We start from the raw sequence: 16,129 nt of genomic DNA, 5'->3' as shown, positions 1-16,129 counted from the left end.
GTGGACAACAAGGGCGACTGGAAGGTCGACCGGTTCGCCGGTGTCGGCGCGTACGACGTCGACGTCGCGATGAAGAACGCGGCCGGCACCGAGACGGGTGCGCCGATCAACATCCTGCTCAACCAGAGCACCAACCTGCCGTTCGCGCTCACCTCGCCCGCTGATGGTTCCGACCTCCGCGGTCAGATGGTGACGTTCGAGGGGACGGGGAACGCCAACGAGGAGATCACCCTGAAGGTGATTAACTTCGAGAGCCAGACGCCGAAGGTCCGGGTCGACTACACGGGGCACTGGAAGATCGAGAAGTTCCTCGGCACCGGCGCGTACACGATCGACATCACGCAGAAGAACGTCTCCACCGGGAAGGTGACGGCGTCGCTGGAAGGGCTGCAGTTCAACCAGCCGGCGTCCTGATCACACCCCACACACCCGTCACCGGCAGACGCCGATGACGACGGCCGGGTCCGGTTCCCACCGGGCCCGGCCGTTCCACGATCTCGCAGCGGAAGCACGACTCCGCACCTGACAGACAGGAAGACCTCATGCGTACCACTCACCGGATCACGATCTCCCTCGGCGCTGCAGCACTCGCCGCGCTCGTCCTCGTCGGTTGTTCCGGCACCGCGACGAAGAACGACGCTGCACCGAAGCCGAGCTCCCCGGCGACCGTGTCTTCGGCTCCGACCGGCGGTGTCGCCGACGATTCCGGGACGTGCGCCGACGGGGTCTCCACGCCCGTGAAGAGCGATGCGACCTTCTCCCTCGACGAGTGCGACTTCGTGGACGTCATGGGATCGGGCAACACGATCACCGCGGACGCGCTGCAGAAGCTCACCGTCGAGGGTGACGAGAACACCATCACGGTCGACTCGGTGGCCGAGGTGACGACAGCGGGGAAGGGCAACACCATCTACTACAGCGGCGACGAGCCGGTCCACAACGAGATCGGCAGTGGCACCACACTGATGCCGCTGTCCGAGAAGCAGGACAAGACGAACAAGAAGTAGCAAGCCGACGAGCCTCTCTGGAAGAAAGAACGACGAAGCCCCCGCAGCCGTTCGGCTGCGGGGGCTTCGTCGTCAGTGTCAGGCCGCTGGCGTCAGCACGATCGGAGCGGACGACTGTGCGTCGCCCTTCGCCGGCGTCATCGTCACCACGAAGCTGTACCGGCCGTTGCCGAGGTACTTCCCGACCGCCCACGTGCCGTCGGCGCGGACGTGGGTCGTGACCGCGGCGAGACCCGGGCCCGGGTCGACGCGGACCTCGGCACCGACTACACCGGTCCCGGTGAACTCGAGGACCGTGTTCGCCGTGAAGGTCGTGCCGGTCGTCGGAGTGGCCACCGCGAACGGCTTGTCGATCCCCGCAACGGGCTGGTTGAGTCGGAAGTCCGTCACGCTCCCGGTGGTGTCGCCGGCTGCGTTCCGCTGGGACACGTCGAAGGTGTAAGCGCCGGTGCCGAGGAACCGCTGCACGCGCCAGGTGCCGTCCTGCCCGACCCGGGTGCTGACCGGCGCGGACGAGAAGTTGGAGACGGCGAGCGTCACCTCGTCTCCCGCTGCGCCGGTCCCGGTGAAGGTCACCATCTCGCCCTTGTGGTCACTGCCGGCCTCGGGACTCGTCACCGCGAACGGCTGTCCCGCCCCGGCTGCAGGCTGATTGATCCGGTGGTCGGTCACGCTCCCCGTGACGTCACCGGCCGTGTTCCGCTGGGTGATGTCGAAGGCGTACGCACCAACGCCCAGGTACCGCTGGACGCTCCACGTGCCGGCTCCCGTGACCTTGGTGGTCACGTCGGTGGAGTCGAAGTTCGTGACGTGCAGGGTGACCTCGTCGCCCGCGGCCCCCGTGCCGGTGAACGTGACGAGCTCGCCCTTGTGGGTCGACCCTGCCTCCGGGCTCGTCACGGCGAACACGGCCGACGCGTCGGCGGTGAACGTGATGTCCTTCATGACCGAGGTGCGACCGTCCGCGGTGGTCTGGGTGAAGGTGACCTCGTAGCCGTCCGTGCTCGCGAGGTCGGCACGAGCAGACCACTTGGCGACGCCGGAACGGGTCGCCTCGGCCTCTGCGCGGAAGAGCTCCCTGCCCTGCTGGTCATGTGCGACGACGGTGGAGCCGGCTTCGGCCGACCCGGAGAAGTCGTGCTCACCGGGCGTGTAGGAGTTCTCCGCTGCCACGCCGTCGACCTGCAGCAGGCGGGGGAGCGCGACGCGCTCGGACGTCGCCGAGTAGCGCTGTCCGTCGAAACCGAGGTTGACGAGGTCGAGCTGCTTCCCGGTGAACTGCGCACGGATGTTGAAGCTCCACCCGTTGGTCCCGGAGGGGATCGACCCGACGACGGTGTCGCCGTCGAGGATCTGCGCCCCGGCCATCTGCTGGACCTCGCCGATGACCTGGACGGTGCCGTCGGGCAGGACGTTCACCTCGCGCACGGCGGGCTTCGTCACGTCCGCGCTGACCGGCAGCGGCATGAGCTCCGCCGTGGACACGGCGGACTCGGTACCGTCGGCCGAGATGGCCACGACGTCGACCGTGGAGCCGAGGTGTTCCTGCGGGACGGTCGCCGTGAACTCCCCGTCCACGACGCGCGTTTCGCCGACGGAGGTGCCGTCGGAGGTGCGGACCTCCACCTCGACCGTGCGGTCGTCGACTGCGCCCCACAGGGTGAAGTCGCCGTCGAGGCGTCGTTCGGACGGCTGGACGACCGGTGCAGCGGGCGATTCACCGGTGCCCTCGGAGAAGGCCACACGGTCGATGACGCTCGTCCGTCGGTCGGGCAGGGTCTGCGTGAAGGTGACGGTGTGGTCGCCGGCGGTGAGCTCGGCGCCGGCGCTCCAGGCTCCGACTGCGGTCCGGGCGGCAGGGACCTCGGTCTCGAAGAGCGTCGTACCGCTGGTGACGTCGGTCGCCGTGATGGTGGCGCCGGCGGACGCGGTGCCGCTGAACTGCTTCGTGCCCGGGACGAACCGGTTGGACGCGCGGAGGCCGTCGACCTGAAGGGTGCGCGGGAGCGGGGTCCGCTCGGTCCGGGTCTTCGTACCGTCGGCGGCGGTGTGGACCCGGACGAGGTCGAGCGCGCTGTCGCGGTACTTGTCGAGGGCGCGGAGGAGGAAGAGTCCCTGCCCGCCGGCCCAACGGCTGACGGTCTCGTCGCCGTCGAGCAGGTAGACGTCGTCGCTGCCGGCGAAGCCCATGACGGCACGCGACCCGGCGAACGTGTCCTCGATGCGCGAGACGGTCGGGGACTCGAGTCGGGGATCGACGGGGAGGTCGTCGATGGCGGCGACGGGCGGGTCCTGCGCCACCGAGTTCGTCGGTGATGGGGCCGCCGCGGTCGCGACGGCGGGTGTCAGGAGGCCGAAGCCGAGGGAGGCGGTGACGATGCTGCAGACGACTGCAGTGCTCCGGAAGGGAGAGAGGGCCATGGGAGCTCCTTTTGGTGGGGGAGCCAAAGCGTATTGATATTTCGCATGCACAGCATGTGAACCTTCCGAGTGCGATGGGAGCGCCGCGGCTACGCTGGCGCGGTGTCACCCGACTTTGCCGACCTCTTCCGCCGCCGCGACGACTCCGCCCCGGACCTCATCGCGATCGACGGCACCGACCGGTTCCTCATCGACGAGGCACCGCACGTGCACGGCGACGCGCTCCGGCAGCCCGGCGAGGTCGCGGTCGTCGACGATCGTCACGGTGTCCTGACCCTCGGACTCATCACCCAGCACGGGGCCAAGGACGTCCGGGTGGTGCAGGACTCCCTGGTGGGGCAGCGTGCCCTCGAGGCGAACGCCGGCACGTTCGGCATCCGCGGGTTCAACCACCCGTCGACGTTCGAGGACGCCTTCCGGGACGTCCGGCTCGTGGTGCTCCGCCTGTCGAAGTCGCACGACCGGCTGGACGAGATCGCCCGTGCCGTCGCGCGGTTCGCGGCGCCCGACGTCGTGCTGCTGTGCGGCGGGAACGTGAAGTACATGCACGTGTCGCAGAACGACGTGCTGCGGCGGTCGTTCGGCGAGGTCACCGCGTCGCGGGGGCGCGGCAAGTCCCGCCTGCTCATCGCGCAGGACCCGCTGCGTGCGCAGGCGGACCGCGCGGCGACGACCGCGCCGTGGCCGCGCTCGGTGCACGTCGACGAGCTCGGCATGACGATCGTCGCGCACGGCGGCGTGTTCGCCGGGACCTCGCTCGACCAGGGCACCCGGGTGCTGCTCGAGGCGATGGACGACGCGGTCCCGACGGCGCGGACCGTGGTGGACCTGGGGTCCGGCAACGGCGTCGTCGCCGCTGCCGTGGCGCTCCGGCGTCCGAGCGTGCAGGTGATCGCGACCGACGTCTCGCGGATCGCGGTCGAGTCGACCCGGGCCACGGCCGACGCCAACGGCGTGGGCGACCGGGTGACGGTGGTGCGGGCCGACGCCGGCGACGAGCTCGCCTCCGGATCGGCCCAGCTGGTGCTCTGCAACCCGCCGTTCCACGCGGACACCACGGTGACCACCGACGCGGCCGAGGCGATGTTCCGGAACGCGGCCACGATCCTCCAGGCCGGCGGTGAACTGTGGTGCGTCTGGAACTCGCACCTGCGCTACCGGCCGGTGCTCGAGCGTCTGGTCGGGCCGACGCGGCAGGTGCTGCGGACGGAGAAGTTCACGGTCACGGCGTCGGTCGCCACCGGGCGGTGACCTCGAGCACGTGCGCGTCGTAGTGCACGGCGAGGGCGTGCACGGCCGCACTGGCGAGGTCGGGGTCGCCGGTGTCGATCGCCTCGTCGAGCAGCGTGAGCACGTCGTCCACGGCCCACTGCCGGAGCGGTGGGGCCTCGTCGAACACGAACGCGAGCCGGCTGATGGCCAGACGCATGTTGCCGGCGATCCAGGGGTTCGGGGTGTGCCGACCCAGGGTGCGGGACAGCTCGACCATGCCGACGGCGAAGGCGTAGTCGCGGGTCCGCGCGTACTGCCGAACGGTGGCGACGACCCGGTGCAGTTCGGTTCGACCGTCGGCGGAGAGCGTCGGGACGGCTGCCCGCGCGCACATCTCGGTGAGGGTGGTGGCGAGCTGCAGGGAGTCGATCCAGTGCTGCACGCCGGGGTCCGCGATCCGGACGGCGTCGTGGTCGTCCGGTGATCGGTCGACCAGGCCCATGAGCTCGAGTCGACGGAACGAGGGCGCCAGGGTGCGCGCTGACGTGCGGAGGCGCGCGGCGACGTCCCGCGTCGGGTGGGTCCGTCCACGCTCGAGGGTGCCGTCGCGCACCATCGCGAGCAGGTCCCACCACAGCTCGTCCGGTTGCCACGCGGCCCACGTCGGCACGTCCGCCGCCGACGACGTCACGGCGCGCAGGTCGGCGGCAGTGGAACCGAGGCGCGGCGCGACGGCGGTCAGCTGCTCGTCCCACACCCGGGCGAGGACGTGGGCGGCGCGTTCTGCCGTCCGGGGCGACGGGTACCGCAGCGCCTGGTCGGACGCCGCGGCCCAGTCCTCGACCGCGGTGGTCCGGAACGGGACGGAGGGACTCGCGCCGAAGCGGACGCGTTCGAGGGCGCCGCGGGCCAGCCCGGCGAGCGCGGCGTTGGGGGAGCGGTCGATCCAGAACCGCAGCGACGCCCAGAACGCCGGGTCGAGGTCGGGGGTGCGCAGCGCGGCTGCCCGGCGCAGGGCGCCGAACACGGCGTCGTGCTCGGCGGTGTCGGCCGGCGTCGGTTCCGACGCCGGTGTCGCTGCCGTCCGTGCGGAGCGCAGCACACCCTCCATCAGACCGACGAGCAGGTGGCCGTTGTCGTTCCACGCCGGCACCGACAGCGTGCCGAAGCGGACGGTGCCGTCGGCGACGACCGTCACGAGCCCGACGTCGGTGAGCCGCTCGAGCACCGCGTGCAGCACCACCGGATCGAGCCCGAAGCGCCCGGAGAGCACGAGCTCGTCGTGGTCGACGTCCCGCTCGAGCGATCCGTCGCGGGCGGCGCCGAGGACGGCCCGGTAGGCGTCGTCGAACCCCTGCGCCCGGTCGGTCTCAGTGGACATCGCCACCCCCTCGTCGTGCAGCGTATCCGGCGCCGTTGCGACAGGCGCGACGCGACAGGAGCCGCCCGCGGTGCGGACGGCTCCTGTCGGGAAGGGGGCTGATCAGGCCGGGACGTAGTCGAACGTGTCGGGGTCCGGACCGGTGCGGTGGCCCTTGTCGAGCGAGGTGATCGCTGTCATGTCGCCGTCGGAGAGCTCGAAGTCGAAGATCGCGAAGTTCTCCTCGACGCGGGCACGGGTGACCGACTTCGGGAACACGATGTCGCCGCGCTGGATGTGCCAGCGGAGCACGACCTGCGCGGGGCTCTTGCCGACCGACGCCGCGATGCGGGTGATGGTCTCGTCGTCGAGCACGAGGCCCTGCGCGATCGGCGACCAGGCCTCGGTCGCGATGCCGAGCTCGCGGTTCACGGCGCGGAGCTCGTCCTGCACCATGTACGGGTGCACCTCGATCTGGTTGACCGACGGCGGCACGTCCGTCTCGGCACGGAGGCGGTGCAGGTGGTGCGCCTGGAAGTTCGAGACACCGATCGAGCGGGCGGTGCCGGCGTGGTACAGCTCCTCGAGGGCCTTCCAGGTCGGCACGAAGTCCGACACGGTGGGCAGCGGCCAGTGGATGAGGAACAGGTCGGTGTAGCCGCCGAGCAGGTCGGCCGACTTCTTGCCGTTCTCCAGCGCCGCCTCGGGGGCGTGGAAGCCGTTGTTGAGCTTCGAGGTGACGAAGATCTCGGAACGGTCGATGCCGGACTCGGCGATCGCCTCGCCGACCTCCTTCTCGTTGCCGTACATCTCAGCGGTGTCGATGTGGCGGTAGCCGACCTCGAGCGCGGCCAGGGTCGCGGCCTTCGTCTCGGAGGGGTCGATCTGGAAGACGCCGAAGCCGAGCTGCGGGATGGTCTTGCCGTCGTTCAGGGTGATGTTCGGAACGGTCATGACCCCATGCAACCAAACGGCGTGCAGCGGGCATTCCAGGAACGCCCAGGAGCCGCGACCGGGCGTGTCAGTCGAGCGCGGCGCGGATGTACGCCTGCAGCGCCTGCCCGTACGCGACCGCCGGGTCCTCGGACGCGAAGCTCCGGTCGACCCCGCCGATCGTCGCGGTGACGGTGTGCACGACGCGGTCGCCGACCTGCACGCGGGTCAGCCCGACGAACGACGGCCCGAGCAGCTCCCGCAGCTGGTCCTCGCGCGGGAGCCAGAGCGACTCGTCGGCGGTGACCGAGTCGAGCGCCCACTCGGTCGTGCCGTTGAAGCCGAGGATCGTGCCCGTGGGGGAGTCGTGCCGCTCGACGGTCATCTCGGACACCGTGTAGACGTCGCCGTCGGCCTCGGGCTTGTCGATCACGAACCGGTCGCCGGTCTCGGGGTGCCAGCGCAGGCCGGCGTCGTGCAGTGCTCGGGCGAGTTCGACGGTGATCACGTCCCCACCCTGCCGCACGCCGCCGACCGTGTCACCACGGAGGGTGCTGATGGCATCGGCGTACTAGCATCGCTGAGCACCCTCCGCGCGAGCGCAACCCGTCCGCGCGCGCGACGCGACGACGCCCGGGCAACCGGTGCCGCGCCTCCAGGCCGACCGATCGGCCACGGGGCGGGCCGCCGGCCGGCGTCCCGACCGAGGTGGACGGACATCCCGTGCACCCAGAGAAGGACCCGCATGACCCTCGACCGTGAGGAACTCCGCGACGGCTGGACCGTGACCCTGGCCGGAGGGACCGGCGCGCCGGACGGTGTCGCGGGTCGCGCCATCCCGGCGTCCGTGCCGGGACAGGTGCACACCGACCTGGAGCGCGAGGGGCTGCTGCCCGACCCGACCTTCCACCGCAACGAGCAGGCGGCGGGGTGGGTCGGCCGCGCCGATTGGGCGTACCGACGCACGGTGGACGTCGATCCGCGCGGGCACGAGCGCGTCGACCTGGTGTGCGACGGCCTGGACACCGTGGCCGAGCTGAGCCTGGACGGGGTGGTCGTCGGCACCACCAGGAACATGCACCGGCGCTACCGGTTCGACGCACGGGTGCAGTCCGGAGCGTCCGGCCCGGGCTCGAAGGACCTGGAGATCCTGTTCGAGTCGCCGTACCGCGAGGCCGGACGGGTGGCGGCGAAGGCCGGCAGCATGCCCGGTCCGTACGACGAACCGTTCCCGTACGTGCGCAAGATGGCCGCGAACTTCGGTTGGGACTGGGGACTGACGGCCGTGACCAGCGGCCCGTGGCGGCCCGTCGCGATCGAGCGGTGGTCCACGGCGAGGCTGCGCGAGGTGCGACCGCTGGTGGACGTCGAAGCGGGTGAAGGCGTGCTCGACACGCACATCACCGTCGAGCGCTCCGGCCCGTCACGCTTCGGCGAGAACACCGCCGACCTGGACCAGGACGGCGAGGACGACGACCTGGTGCTCGTCGTCACCGTCAGCGGCACGACCGAGGACGGCGGCGCCACCCGGCAGCGGTCGCGGGCACAGCTGACCCCGAAGGACGACGAGACGGTCGTGACGGTGCGCGTGCCCGACGCCCGACGCTGGTGGCCGCGTGGGTACGGCGACCAGGCCCAGTACGACGTGGTCGTCGAGCTGCAGACCGTCGACGGCGAGGTCCTGGACCGCGACACCTTCCGCACCGGCTTCCGCTCGACGCGCATCGACACCCAGGCAGACCGCGTCGGCCGCCCGTTCGGCATCCACGTCAACGGGACCCTGATCGACGTCCGTGGCGTGAACTGGATCCCGGACGACGTGATCGTCTCGCGCGGGGACCGGTCGCGGCTCGAATCGCGGCTGCGTGCCGCGGCGTCGCTCGGCACGAACCTCGTGCGCGTGTGGGGCGGCGGCGTGTACGAGTCGCGCGACTTCTACGAGGTCTGCGACGAACTCGGGTTGCTCGTCTGGCAGGACTTCCCCTTCGCCTGCTCGGCCTACCCCGAGGTCGAACCGATCCGCAGCGAGGTCATCGCCGAGGCGCGCGACAACGTCGCCCGGCTCGCGCGGCACCCGTCCCTGGTGGTCTGGAACGGCAACAACGAGAACATCTGGCTGCACGACGCCGACGACTGGGGGTCGTCCCTGGGCGACCGCGGCTGGGGCCTCGACTACTACCTCGACCTGCTGCCCACGATCGTCGACGCCGTGGATCCCTCGCGCTTCTACACCGTGGCCTCGCCGTGGTCCGGTGACGAGTCGCTCCCCGCGAACGACGTCGACCACGAGACCCACCACTCGTGGGACCCCTGGAACCGGCTGCCGGACACGGCGTACCGCGAGTCCGTGCCGCGGTTCGTGTCGGAGTTCGGCTGGCAGGCGCCGCCCGCGTGGCGGACGCTGCGCGAGGGCGTCGCCGACGACGTGCTGCGGGTCGACTCGCCGGGCGTCCTGCACCACCAGAAGGCCGCCGACGGCATGGCGAAGCTCGCCCGCGGGATCGAGCCGCGGTTCGGCACGGTCGACCCCGCCTCGTTCGACCGGTGGCACTACCTGACCCAGCTGCAGCAGGCCCGCGCCGTCGCGACGGGCGTCGAGCACTGGCGCACGCACTGGCCGCGGAACACCGGTGTCGTGATGTGGCAGCTCAACGACCTGTGGCCGGTGTCGTCGTGGTCGGCGATCGACTCGGCCGGGCGGCTGAAGCCGCTCGCGCACGAGCTGCGCCGCCTGTACGACGACGTACTGCTGACCATCCGTCCGGTGTCCGACGTCACCGCGGACGTCACCGCAGCCGGCGCTCGGCCTGGAGGCCCGGATCGCCCCGACCACGCGGCCGACGGCAGCGAGACGGCCGAGCTGGGCACGCTCGCGGACACGCTGTCGTTCGGGGTCTCGCCCGGCGCCTTCGGCGCCTCGCCGGTCGAGATCGCCGTGCGGTCGGCGCGCAGCGGTCAGGACAGCGTCGTGCGGGTGCGCCGCGTGACCACGGCGGGCGCGATCCTGGCCGAGGTGTCGCTGCCGGTCCGGTCCGAACGCGCCGGCGTGGTCGTCGTGGCGTTGCCGGAGTCGGTCGGCGTCGTCGACGACCCCACGAACGAGCTGATCGTCGCCGACATGGACTGGCACCGCGCCGTCTGGACGCCGGAGCCCGACCACTCGATGCGGTGGGAGCCGGCTCGGTACCGCACCACCTTCACGCCGTTCGACGGTGGTCTCGACCTGATCGTCGAGGCCGACTCGCTCGTGCGCGACCTGCTGGTGCAGCCGGACCGGGTGTCGCCGACGGGAGCGGTGGACCGTGGGTTCATGACGCTGCTGCCGGGCGAGCGGGTGGTGTTCCGGATCACCGGGGTCGCCGAGACGGACGTGCCGGCGTTGCGGTCGGAGCCGGTGCTCTGGAGTCTGGACCGCGTGCTCGCCCGTTGATGTCCAGAACATCACGGTGATATATTTGCTGGTGCGCCGCTCGCTGTCGTGACCCGAACGACTCCGGCGTCCGGACGACCCCTCGTCGATCCGGTCGACAGGAGGTCCCACGTTGTCGCTCGCGATCCGTCCACGAACCACGCCCACCCTCGGGGCGCAGCGCCGGGACGGACCCGCGCACGCTCGTCGTGGCCTCGCTCCCACGGTGGCGGCGCTCGACCTGGCCCTGCTGCTGGTCGCGTTCGCTGTGGCGCACGTCGTGCGCTTCCCCGGGGAGCTGCCGTCGGTGCGTCCCCGGGTCGGCTGGATGGAGTTCGCCACCGCGCCGGCGATCGTCCTGGTCTGGATGGTGCTGCTCGCGGCGTTCCGCACGCGTGACCCCCGCATCGTCGGCACCGGCGGGGACGAGTACCGCCGGCTCGTCACCGCGAGCCTCGTCGCGGTGGCCGGGGTGGCGGTCGTCGCCTACGTCGCGCAGATCGACCTGGCGCGCGGGTACGTCGCCATCGCGTTCCCGCTCGGCCTGGTGCTCCTGTCGCTCGGGCGCAAGGCGGTCCGCTCCGCGCTGGCGCGCACCAGGGCCAGGGGTGGGCGCCTGCAGGACGTCCTGATCGTCGGGGACTCCGAGGACGTCCGGTACGTCGGCCGCCGCATCGCCGCCACGCCCAGCGCCGGCTACCGGGTCCACGCGGTGGTCACCGACTGCGAGCCGATCGGCACCGTGGTGGACCTGGGGGCGGCGTCGGCGCCGGTGGTCGGCGGCATCGACGACGTGCTCGGCCGGGCGAGGGCCGAGGGGGTGTCGGCGGTCGTCGTCGCCGGCGCGGTCCGTGGCGGGCACGAGCGTCTGCGGCGGCTCGGATGGCAGCTCGAGGAGCACGGCGTCGAGCTCGTGGTCTCCTCGCCCCTGGCCGACGTCGCTGCCGGACGCGTGCACGAGCGCCCCGTCGACGGGCTGCCGCTGATGCACGTCGAGACCCCGGACTACCGGCGCCGGACGGGCAAGCGTGCCCTGGACCTGGTCGGGGCGGCCCTCGGGGTGCTGGCGCTCACGCCGGTGCTGGCGGTCATCGCCCTGGTGATCCGGCTGGACGACGGCGGTCCCGTGTTCTTCCGACAGGTGCGGGTCGGCCGCGGGGGCGAGGAGTTCTCGATCGTCAAGTTCCGCACCATGTGCGTCGACGCCGAGGCGCGGGTGACGGCCCTGCGTGCGGGGAACGACGGGGCCGGTCCGCTCTTCAAGATGAAGGACGACCCCCGCGTCACCCGGGTCGGGGCGTTCCTGCGCCGGACCTCGCTCGACGAGCTCCCGCAACTGTGGAACGTGCTGACCGGGTCGATGAGCCTGGTCGGACCGCGTCCGGCGCTGCCGTGCGAGGTCGCCCTGTACGAGGACTTCGCCGACCGTCGCCTGTTGGTCACCCCCGGGATCACGGGCCTGTGGCAGGTGAGTGGTCGGTCCGACCTCGACTGGGCCGAGGGTGTGCGGCTCGACCTGCACTACGTCGAGAACTGGTCGTTCGTGCACGATCTGGTGATCCTCGCCCGGACCGTGCCGTCGGTCCTCCGGTCGCACGGGGCCTACTGACGCGCCTGCCTGGGCGAACGGTGTCCGTTCCCGGGCCGACCTGGGCATCCGACGGCGGGGGAGTTACGATGGCTGCACACGGACTTCCGCCGCGTGGATCGATGACGACCCACACGAACGGCGACCAGTTCCAGATCAAGGAGTCATGATGCTCGGAAACCTCGGCGGCGTACACCTGCTGGTCATCCTCGGGATCGTCATCCTGCTGTTCGGCGCGACCAAGCTGCCGGCACTCGCCAAGGGCCTCGGCCAGTCGATCAACATCTTCAAGAAGGAGATGTCGGACGACGAGAAGAAGGCCAAGGCCGACGGCGCGGCACCCACCGGTACCGTCGACAACACGGTCGCCGAGCCCGCCGCTCCGGTCGCACAGCCCGTGGTGAACCCCGGCCCCTCGGTGCAGCCGAACGCCGACTCCCGCAACTACTCCCAGAACTAGGACACCCAGCCCCGTCCTGTCGGCAGCCCCCGCGACCCCATCGGTCGCGGGGGCTTCGGCGTTCCCGGGGTCGACCGTCGGGCTGGGAGCGAGCGGGAGCGGCAGGATGAGCACCATGACCGCTCCTGCGCCGCACGCCGCCGCCCCGCTCCGCGACGACCGGCGGATCGTGCTCGTGGTCGCGATCCTGGCCTCGTTCGTGGTCGGGCTCGACGGGAGCGTCGTGAACGTGGCGCTCCCCGCGATCCGCGACGAGCTCGGCGGCGGGCTCGTCGTGCAGCAGTGGGTCGTCGACGCGTACCTGGTGACCCTCGGCTCGCTCATCCTGGTCGCCGGGTCGTTGTCCGACCTGTTCGGGCGCGTGCGGATCATCACGTGGGGGATGGTCGTGTTCGGGATCGCCTCGGTCGCGTGCGCGATCGCACCGACCGGCGAGGTGCTCATCGTCGCCCGGGCACTGCAGGGCGTCGGCGGGGCACTGGTCACCCCGAGTGCGCTCGCGCTCATCGTCGCGGCCTTCCGCGGGGCGGCGCAGGCCCGGGCCATCGGCACCTGGACGGCATGGTCGAGCGCCGCGATGATCCTGGGCCCGGTGGTCGGCGGGCTCGTGGTGGACGGCATCGGGTGGCGGTGGATCTTCGTGCTGACGGCCGTGCCGATCGCGGTCACGATCCCGCTGGCGCTGCGCATCACCGGTGACGTGCACCCGGCGACCCGGCCGCGCGTCGACGTGGTCGGCGCCGTGCTCGCCGTCGTCGGGGTCGGTGGTGTCGTGCTCGGGCTCATCGAGCAGGAACGGCTCGGCTGGGACGCGCCCGTGGTCGTCGGGGCACTCGTGCTCGGTGCCCTGGCGCTCGCGGCGTTCGTGCCGTGGGAGCTCCGGGTCACCAGGACGACCGGCGCTCCGCTGGTGCCGCTCGGGCTCTTCCGGGCGCGGAACTTCACGGTGGGCAACCTGGCGACCCTGTCGATCTACGGCGCGCTCGGCATGGTCTTCTTCGTGGTGACGCTGTTCCTGCAGGAGGTCTGGCGGTACCCGGCCTGGCTCGCGGGCCTCGCGACGCTGCCCCCGACGGTGATGCTCCTGGCGCTCTCGACCGCGGTGGGGTCCCTGGCCGGGAAGTGGGGGCCGCGGTGGTTCATGGCCGCCGGTCCCGCGATCGGTGCCGGTGGGGCGCTCCTCATGCTCCTCGCCGGGGAGGACCCCGCCGGGTACTGGTGGTCCGTGCTGCCCGGCCTGGTGCTCGTCGGCGCGGGCATCGCCCTGATGGTCACCCCGTTGACGAGCGCGGTGCTCGGGTCCGTGCCGCAGGCCGACGCGGGTGCCGGCTCCGCGGTGAACAACGCGATCGCCCGGATCGCCGGACTCGTCACGGTGGCGCTCGCGGGTGTGGTGCTCGGCGGCGGGGTGAGCGTCGACGGCCTGCACCGGGCGATGGTGGTGATGGCGCTGCTGCTGCTGGCCGGCGCCGTGGTCAGTGCGCTCGGGATCAGGAATGTCCCCGCGCCCACGTAAGTTGAGTGGAGTAGACTCAAGTACGAGACCACCGCAACGAAAGGACGGAACGCATGGCGAACCTCCAGGGTGCCCCTGACTCGCAGGAGCGGCAGAAGACCGCCCTCGAGCAGTTCGGTGTCGACCTCACCGCGATCGCCCGCAGCGGCAAGCTCGACCCGGTGATCGGACGCGACGCCGAGATCCGGCGCGTCTCCCAGGTGCTGACGCGCCGCACCAAGAACAACCCCGTGCTCATCGGCGAGCCCGGCGTCGGCAAGACCGCCGTCGTCGAGGGGCTCGCGCAGCGCATCGTCGCCGGCGACGTCGCCGACTCCCTGAAGGACAAGCGGCTCGTGTCGCTCGACATCTCCGCCCTCATCGCCGGCGCGAAGTACCGCGGCGAGTTCGAGGAGCGGCTCAAGTCCGTGCTCAAGGAGATCAACGACTCCGACGGCCAGGTCATCACGTTCATCGACGAGCTGCACACCCTGATGGGTGCCGGCGGCGGCGAAGGGTCCGTCGCGGCGTCGAACATGCTCAAGCCCATGCTCGCGCGTGGTGAGCTCCGGCTCATCGGCGCGACCACCCTCGACGAGTACCGCGAGTACATCGAGAAGGACGCCGCGCTCGAGCGCCGCTTCCAGCAGGTCTACGTCGGCGAACCGAGCGTCGAGGACGCCGTGGCGATCCTGCGCGGGCTCAAGGAGCGCTACGAGGCGCACCACAAGGTGACGATCAACGACTCCGCGCTCGTCGCCGCCGCGAGCCTGTCGAACCGGTACATCTCTGGGCGACAGCTGCCCGACAAGGCCATCGACCTCATCGACGAGGCCGCGAGTCGACTCCGCATGGAGATCGACTCGAGCCCCGTCGAGATCGACGAGCTGAAGCGCAACGTCGACCGCCTGCGCGTCGAGGAGTTCGCGCTGAAGCAGGAGAAGGACGACGCCTCGAAGGCCCGCCTCGAGACCCTGCGGAACGAGCTGCACACCCGCGAGGAGCGGCTGGCCGAGCTCGAGCAGCGCTGGCAGACCGAGCGCGCCAGCCTGAACCGCATCGGTGAGCTCAAGCAGCAGCTGGACGACCTGAACATGCGGTCGCAGCGTGCCCAGCGCGAGGCCGACTACGAGCTCGTGTCCCGCCTGGAGTACGGCGAGAAGCCCCGCATCGAGGCCGAGCTCGCCGCCGCCGAGCGGGCCGGGAGCACCGACCGCATGGTGAACGACAGCGTCACCGACGAGGACATCGCCGCCGTCATCGCACAGTGGACGGGCATCCCGCTCGGTCGCCTGCTGCAGGGCGAGACCGAGAAGCTCCTGCACCTGGAGAGCGAGCTCGGCCGTCGGATCATCGGGCAGCGCACCGCCGTGTCCACCGTGTCCGAGGCCGTACGGCGCACCCGTGCGGGCATCTCCGACCCGGACCGCCCGACGGGGTCGTTCCTGTTCCTCGGGCCCACCGGTGTCGGCAAGACCGAGCTCGCCAAGGCGCTCGCCGAGTTCCTGTTCGACGACGAGAAGGCCCTCGTCCGCATCGACATGAGCGAGTACGGCGAGAAGCACTCGGTGTCGCGGCTCATCGGTGCCCCGCCCGGGTACGTCGGGTACGAGTCCGGCGGGCAGCTGACCGAGGCCGTCCGTCGACGCCCGTACTCGGTGATCCTGCTCGACGAGATCGAGAAGGCCCACCCCGAGGTGTTCGACGTGCTGCTGCAGGTGCTCGACGACGGCCGACTGACCGACGGGCAGGGCCGCACGGTCGACTTCCGGAACACGATCCTGGTGCTGACGTCGAACCTCGGTTCGCAGTTCATGACGGACATGACGCTGACCGACGTGCAGCGGGAGGAGTCCGTCCGCGAGCTCGTGCAGCAGGCGTTCCGGCCGGAGTTCATCAACCGGCTCGACGACATCGTGGTGTTCCACGCCCTGACCGCCGAGGACCTCGGGCAGATCGTGTCGCTCGACGTCGACCGCCTCGCCCGTCGCCTGACCGACCGCCGGCTCGAGCTCGCGGTCACCCCGCAGGCCCGTGGCTGGCTCGCGGAGCGCGGCTACGACCCGGTGTACGGCGCACGGCCGCTGCGGCGCCTGATGCAGCGACAGATCGACGACCGGCTGGCGCGCGCCATCCTGTCCGGCGACGTCCGTGACGGCGACACCGTCCGGGTCGACGTCGCCGCGGACGGCGACGGCCTGACGGTCGAGCCGTTCGAGCTCGCCGAGATCGTCGAGGAGTAGC

General features: G+C 71.3%; 12 protein-coding genes. 8 read left to right on the top strand and 4 right to left on the bottom strand.

The window, feature by feature from the left end; genetic code table 11:
- Window positions 1–414: hypothetical protein (locus LEL83_RS01970; RefSeq protein ID WP_225557555.1), on the top strand; the 414-nt coding region annotated here is incomplete at its 5' end.
- 128 nt (window positions 415–542) lie between these two features.
- Window positions 543–1,007: a DUF3060 domain-containing protein gene (locus LEL83_RS01965; RefSeq protein WP_225557554.1), complete on the top strand. Its 465-nt coding sequence runs from the start codon at window positions 543–545 to the stop codon at window positions 1,005–1,007.
- A 78-nt stretch (window positions 1,008–1,085) separates the two neighbouring features.
- On the opposite strand, the gene LEL83_RS01960 is transcribed toward LEL83_RS01965, so the two are convergent.
- Entirely contained in the window at window positions 1,086–3,428 is a 2,343-nt protein-coding gene (locus tag LEL83_RS01960; protein ID WP_225557553.1) for a hypothetical protein, read from the bottom strand.
- 102 nt (window positions 3,429–3,530) lie between these two features.
- Here LEL83_RS01960 and LEL83_RS16125 point away from each other — a divergent pair, with 102 nt between their 5' ends.
- Complete coding sequence (locus LEL83_RS16125) at window positions 3,531–4,679, top strand: class I SAM-dependent methyltransferase (protein WP_225557552.1); 1,149 nt, start codon at window positions 3,531–3,533, stop codon at window positions 4,677–4,679.
- Here LEL83_RS16125 and LEL83_RS01950 read toward each other — a convergent pair.
- From LEL83_RS01950 to LEL83_RS01940, 3 genes are all read right to left on the bottom strand, one after another.
- A complete protein-coding gene (locus LEL83_RS01950) occupies window positions 4,651–6,021 on the bottom strand; it encodes an FCD domain-containing protein (RefSeq protein WP_225557551.1) in 1,371 nt (456 codons plus the stop codon). The two genes, LEL83_RS16125 and LEL83_RS01950, sit on opposite strands and share 29 nt — an antisense overlap.
- 102 nt (window positions 6,022–6,123) lie before the next feature.
- Entirely contained in the window at window positions 6,124–6,954 is an 831-nt protein-coding gene (locus LEL83_RS01945) for an aldo/keto reductase (protein ID WP_225557550.1), read from the bottom strand.
- A gap of 67 nt (window positions 6,955–7,021) precedes the next feature.
- Window positions 7,022–7,441: a pilus assembly protein CpaE gene (locus tag LEL83_RS01940; RefSeq protein WP_225557549.1), complete on the bottom strand. Its 420-nt coding sequence runs from the start codon at window positions 7,439–7,441 to the stop codon at window positions 7,022–7,024.
- A gap of 237 nt (window positions 7,442–7,678) precedes the next feature.
- Between LEL83_RS01940 and LEL83_RS01935 the strand changes: the two genes are divergently transcribed.
- The 5 genes from LEL83_RS01935 to LEL83_RS01915 all read left to right on the top strand — a co-directional run bounded on the left by LEL83_RS01935 (window position 7,679) and on the right by LEL83_RS01915 (window position 16,128).
- Entirely contained in the window at window positions 7,679–10,363 is a 2,685-nt protein-coding gene (locus tag LEL83_RS01935; protein WP_225557548.1) for a glycoside hydrolase family 2 protein, read from the top strand.
- A gap of 205 nt (window positions 10,364–10,568) precedes the next feature.
- Window positions 10,569–11,951, top strand: a complete 1,383-nt coding sequence (locus LEL83_RS01930) for a sugar transferase (protein WP_225557547.1) — start codon at window positions 10,569–10,571, stop codon at window positions 11,949–11,951.
- Window positions 11,952–12,096: 145 nt separating this feature from the next.
- A complete protein-coding gene (locus LEL83_RS01925; RefSeq protein WP_372454426.1) occupies window positions 12,097–12,390 on the top strand; it encodes a Sec-independent protein translocase subunit TatA in 294 nt (97 codons plus the stop codon).
- Window positions 12,391–12,505: 115 nt separating this feature from the next.
- On the top strand, window positions 12,506–13,906 hold the full coding sequence (locus LEL83_RS01920; RefSeq protein WP_198657573.1) for an MFS transporter: 1,401 nt from the start codon (window positions 12,506–12,508) through the stop codon (window positions 13,904–13,906).
- A 53-nt stretch (window positions 13,907–13,959) separates the two neighbouring features.
- Entirely contained in the window at window positions 13,960–16,128 is a 2,169-nt protein-coding gene (locus LEL83_RS01915) for an ATP-dependent Clp protease ATP-binding subunit (RefSeq protein WP_225557546.1), read from the top strand.
- The last annotated feature ends 1 nt before the right edge of the window (window position 16,129 follow it).

The sequence above is a fragment of the Curtobacterium oceanosedimentum genome (genome assembly GCF_020297365.1).
GTDB lineage: Bacteria > Actinomycetota > Actinomycetes > Actinomycetales > Microbacteriaceae > Curtobacterium.
Note: the sequence above shows the minus strand (reverse complement) of the source record. Positions and strands in the feature narration are given on the sequence as shown.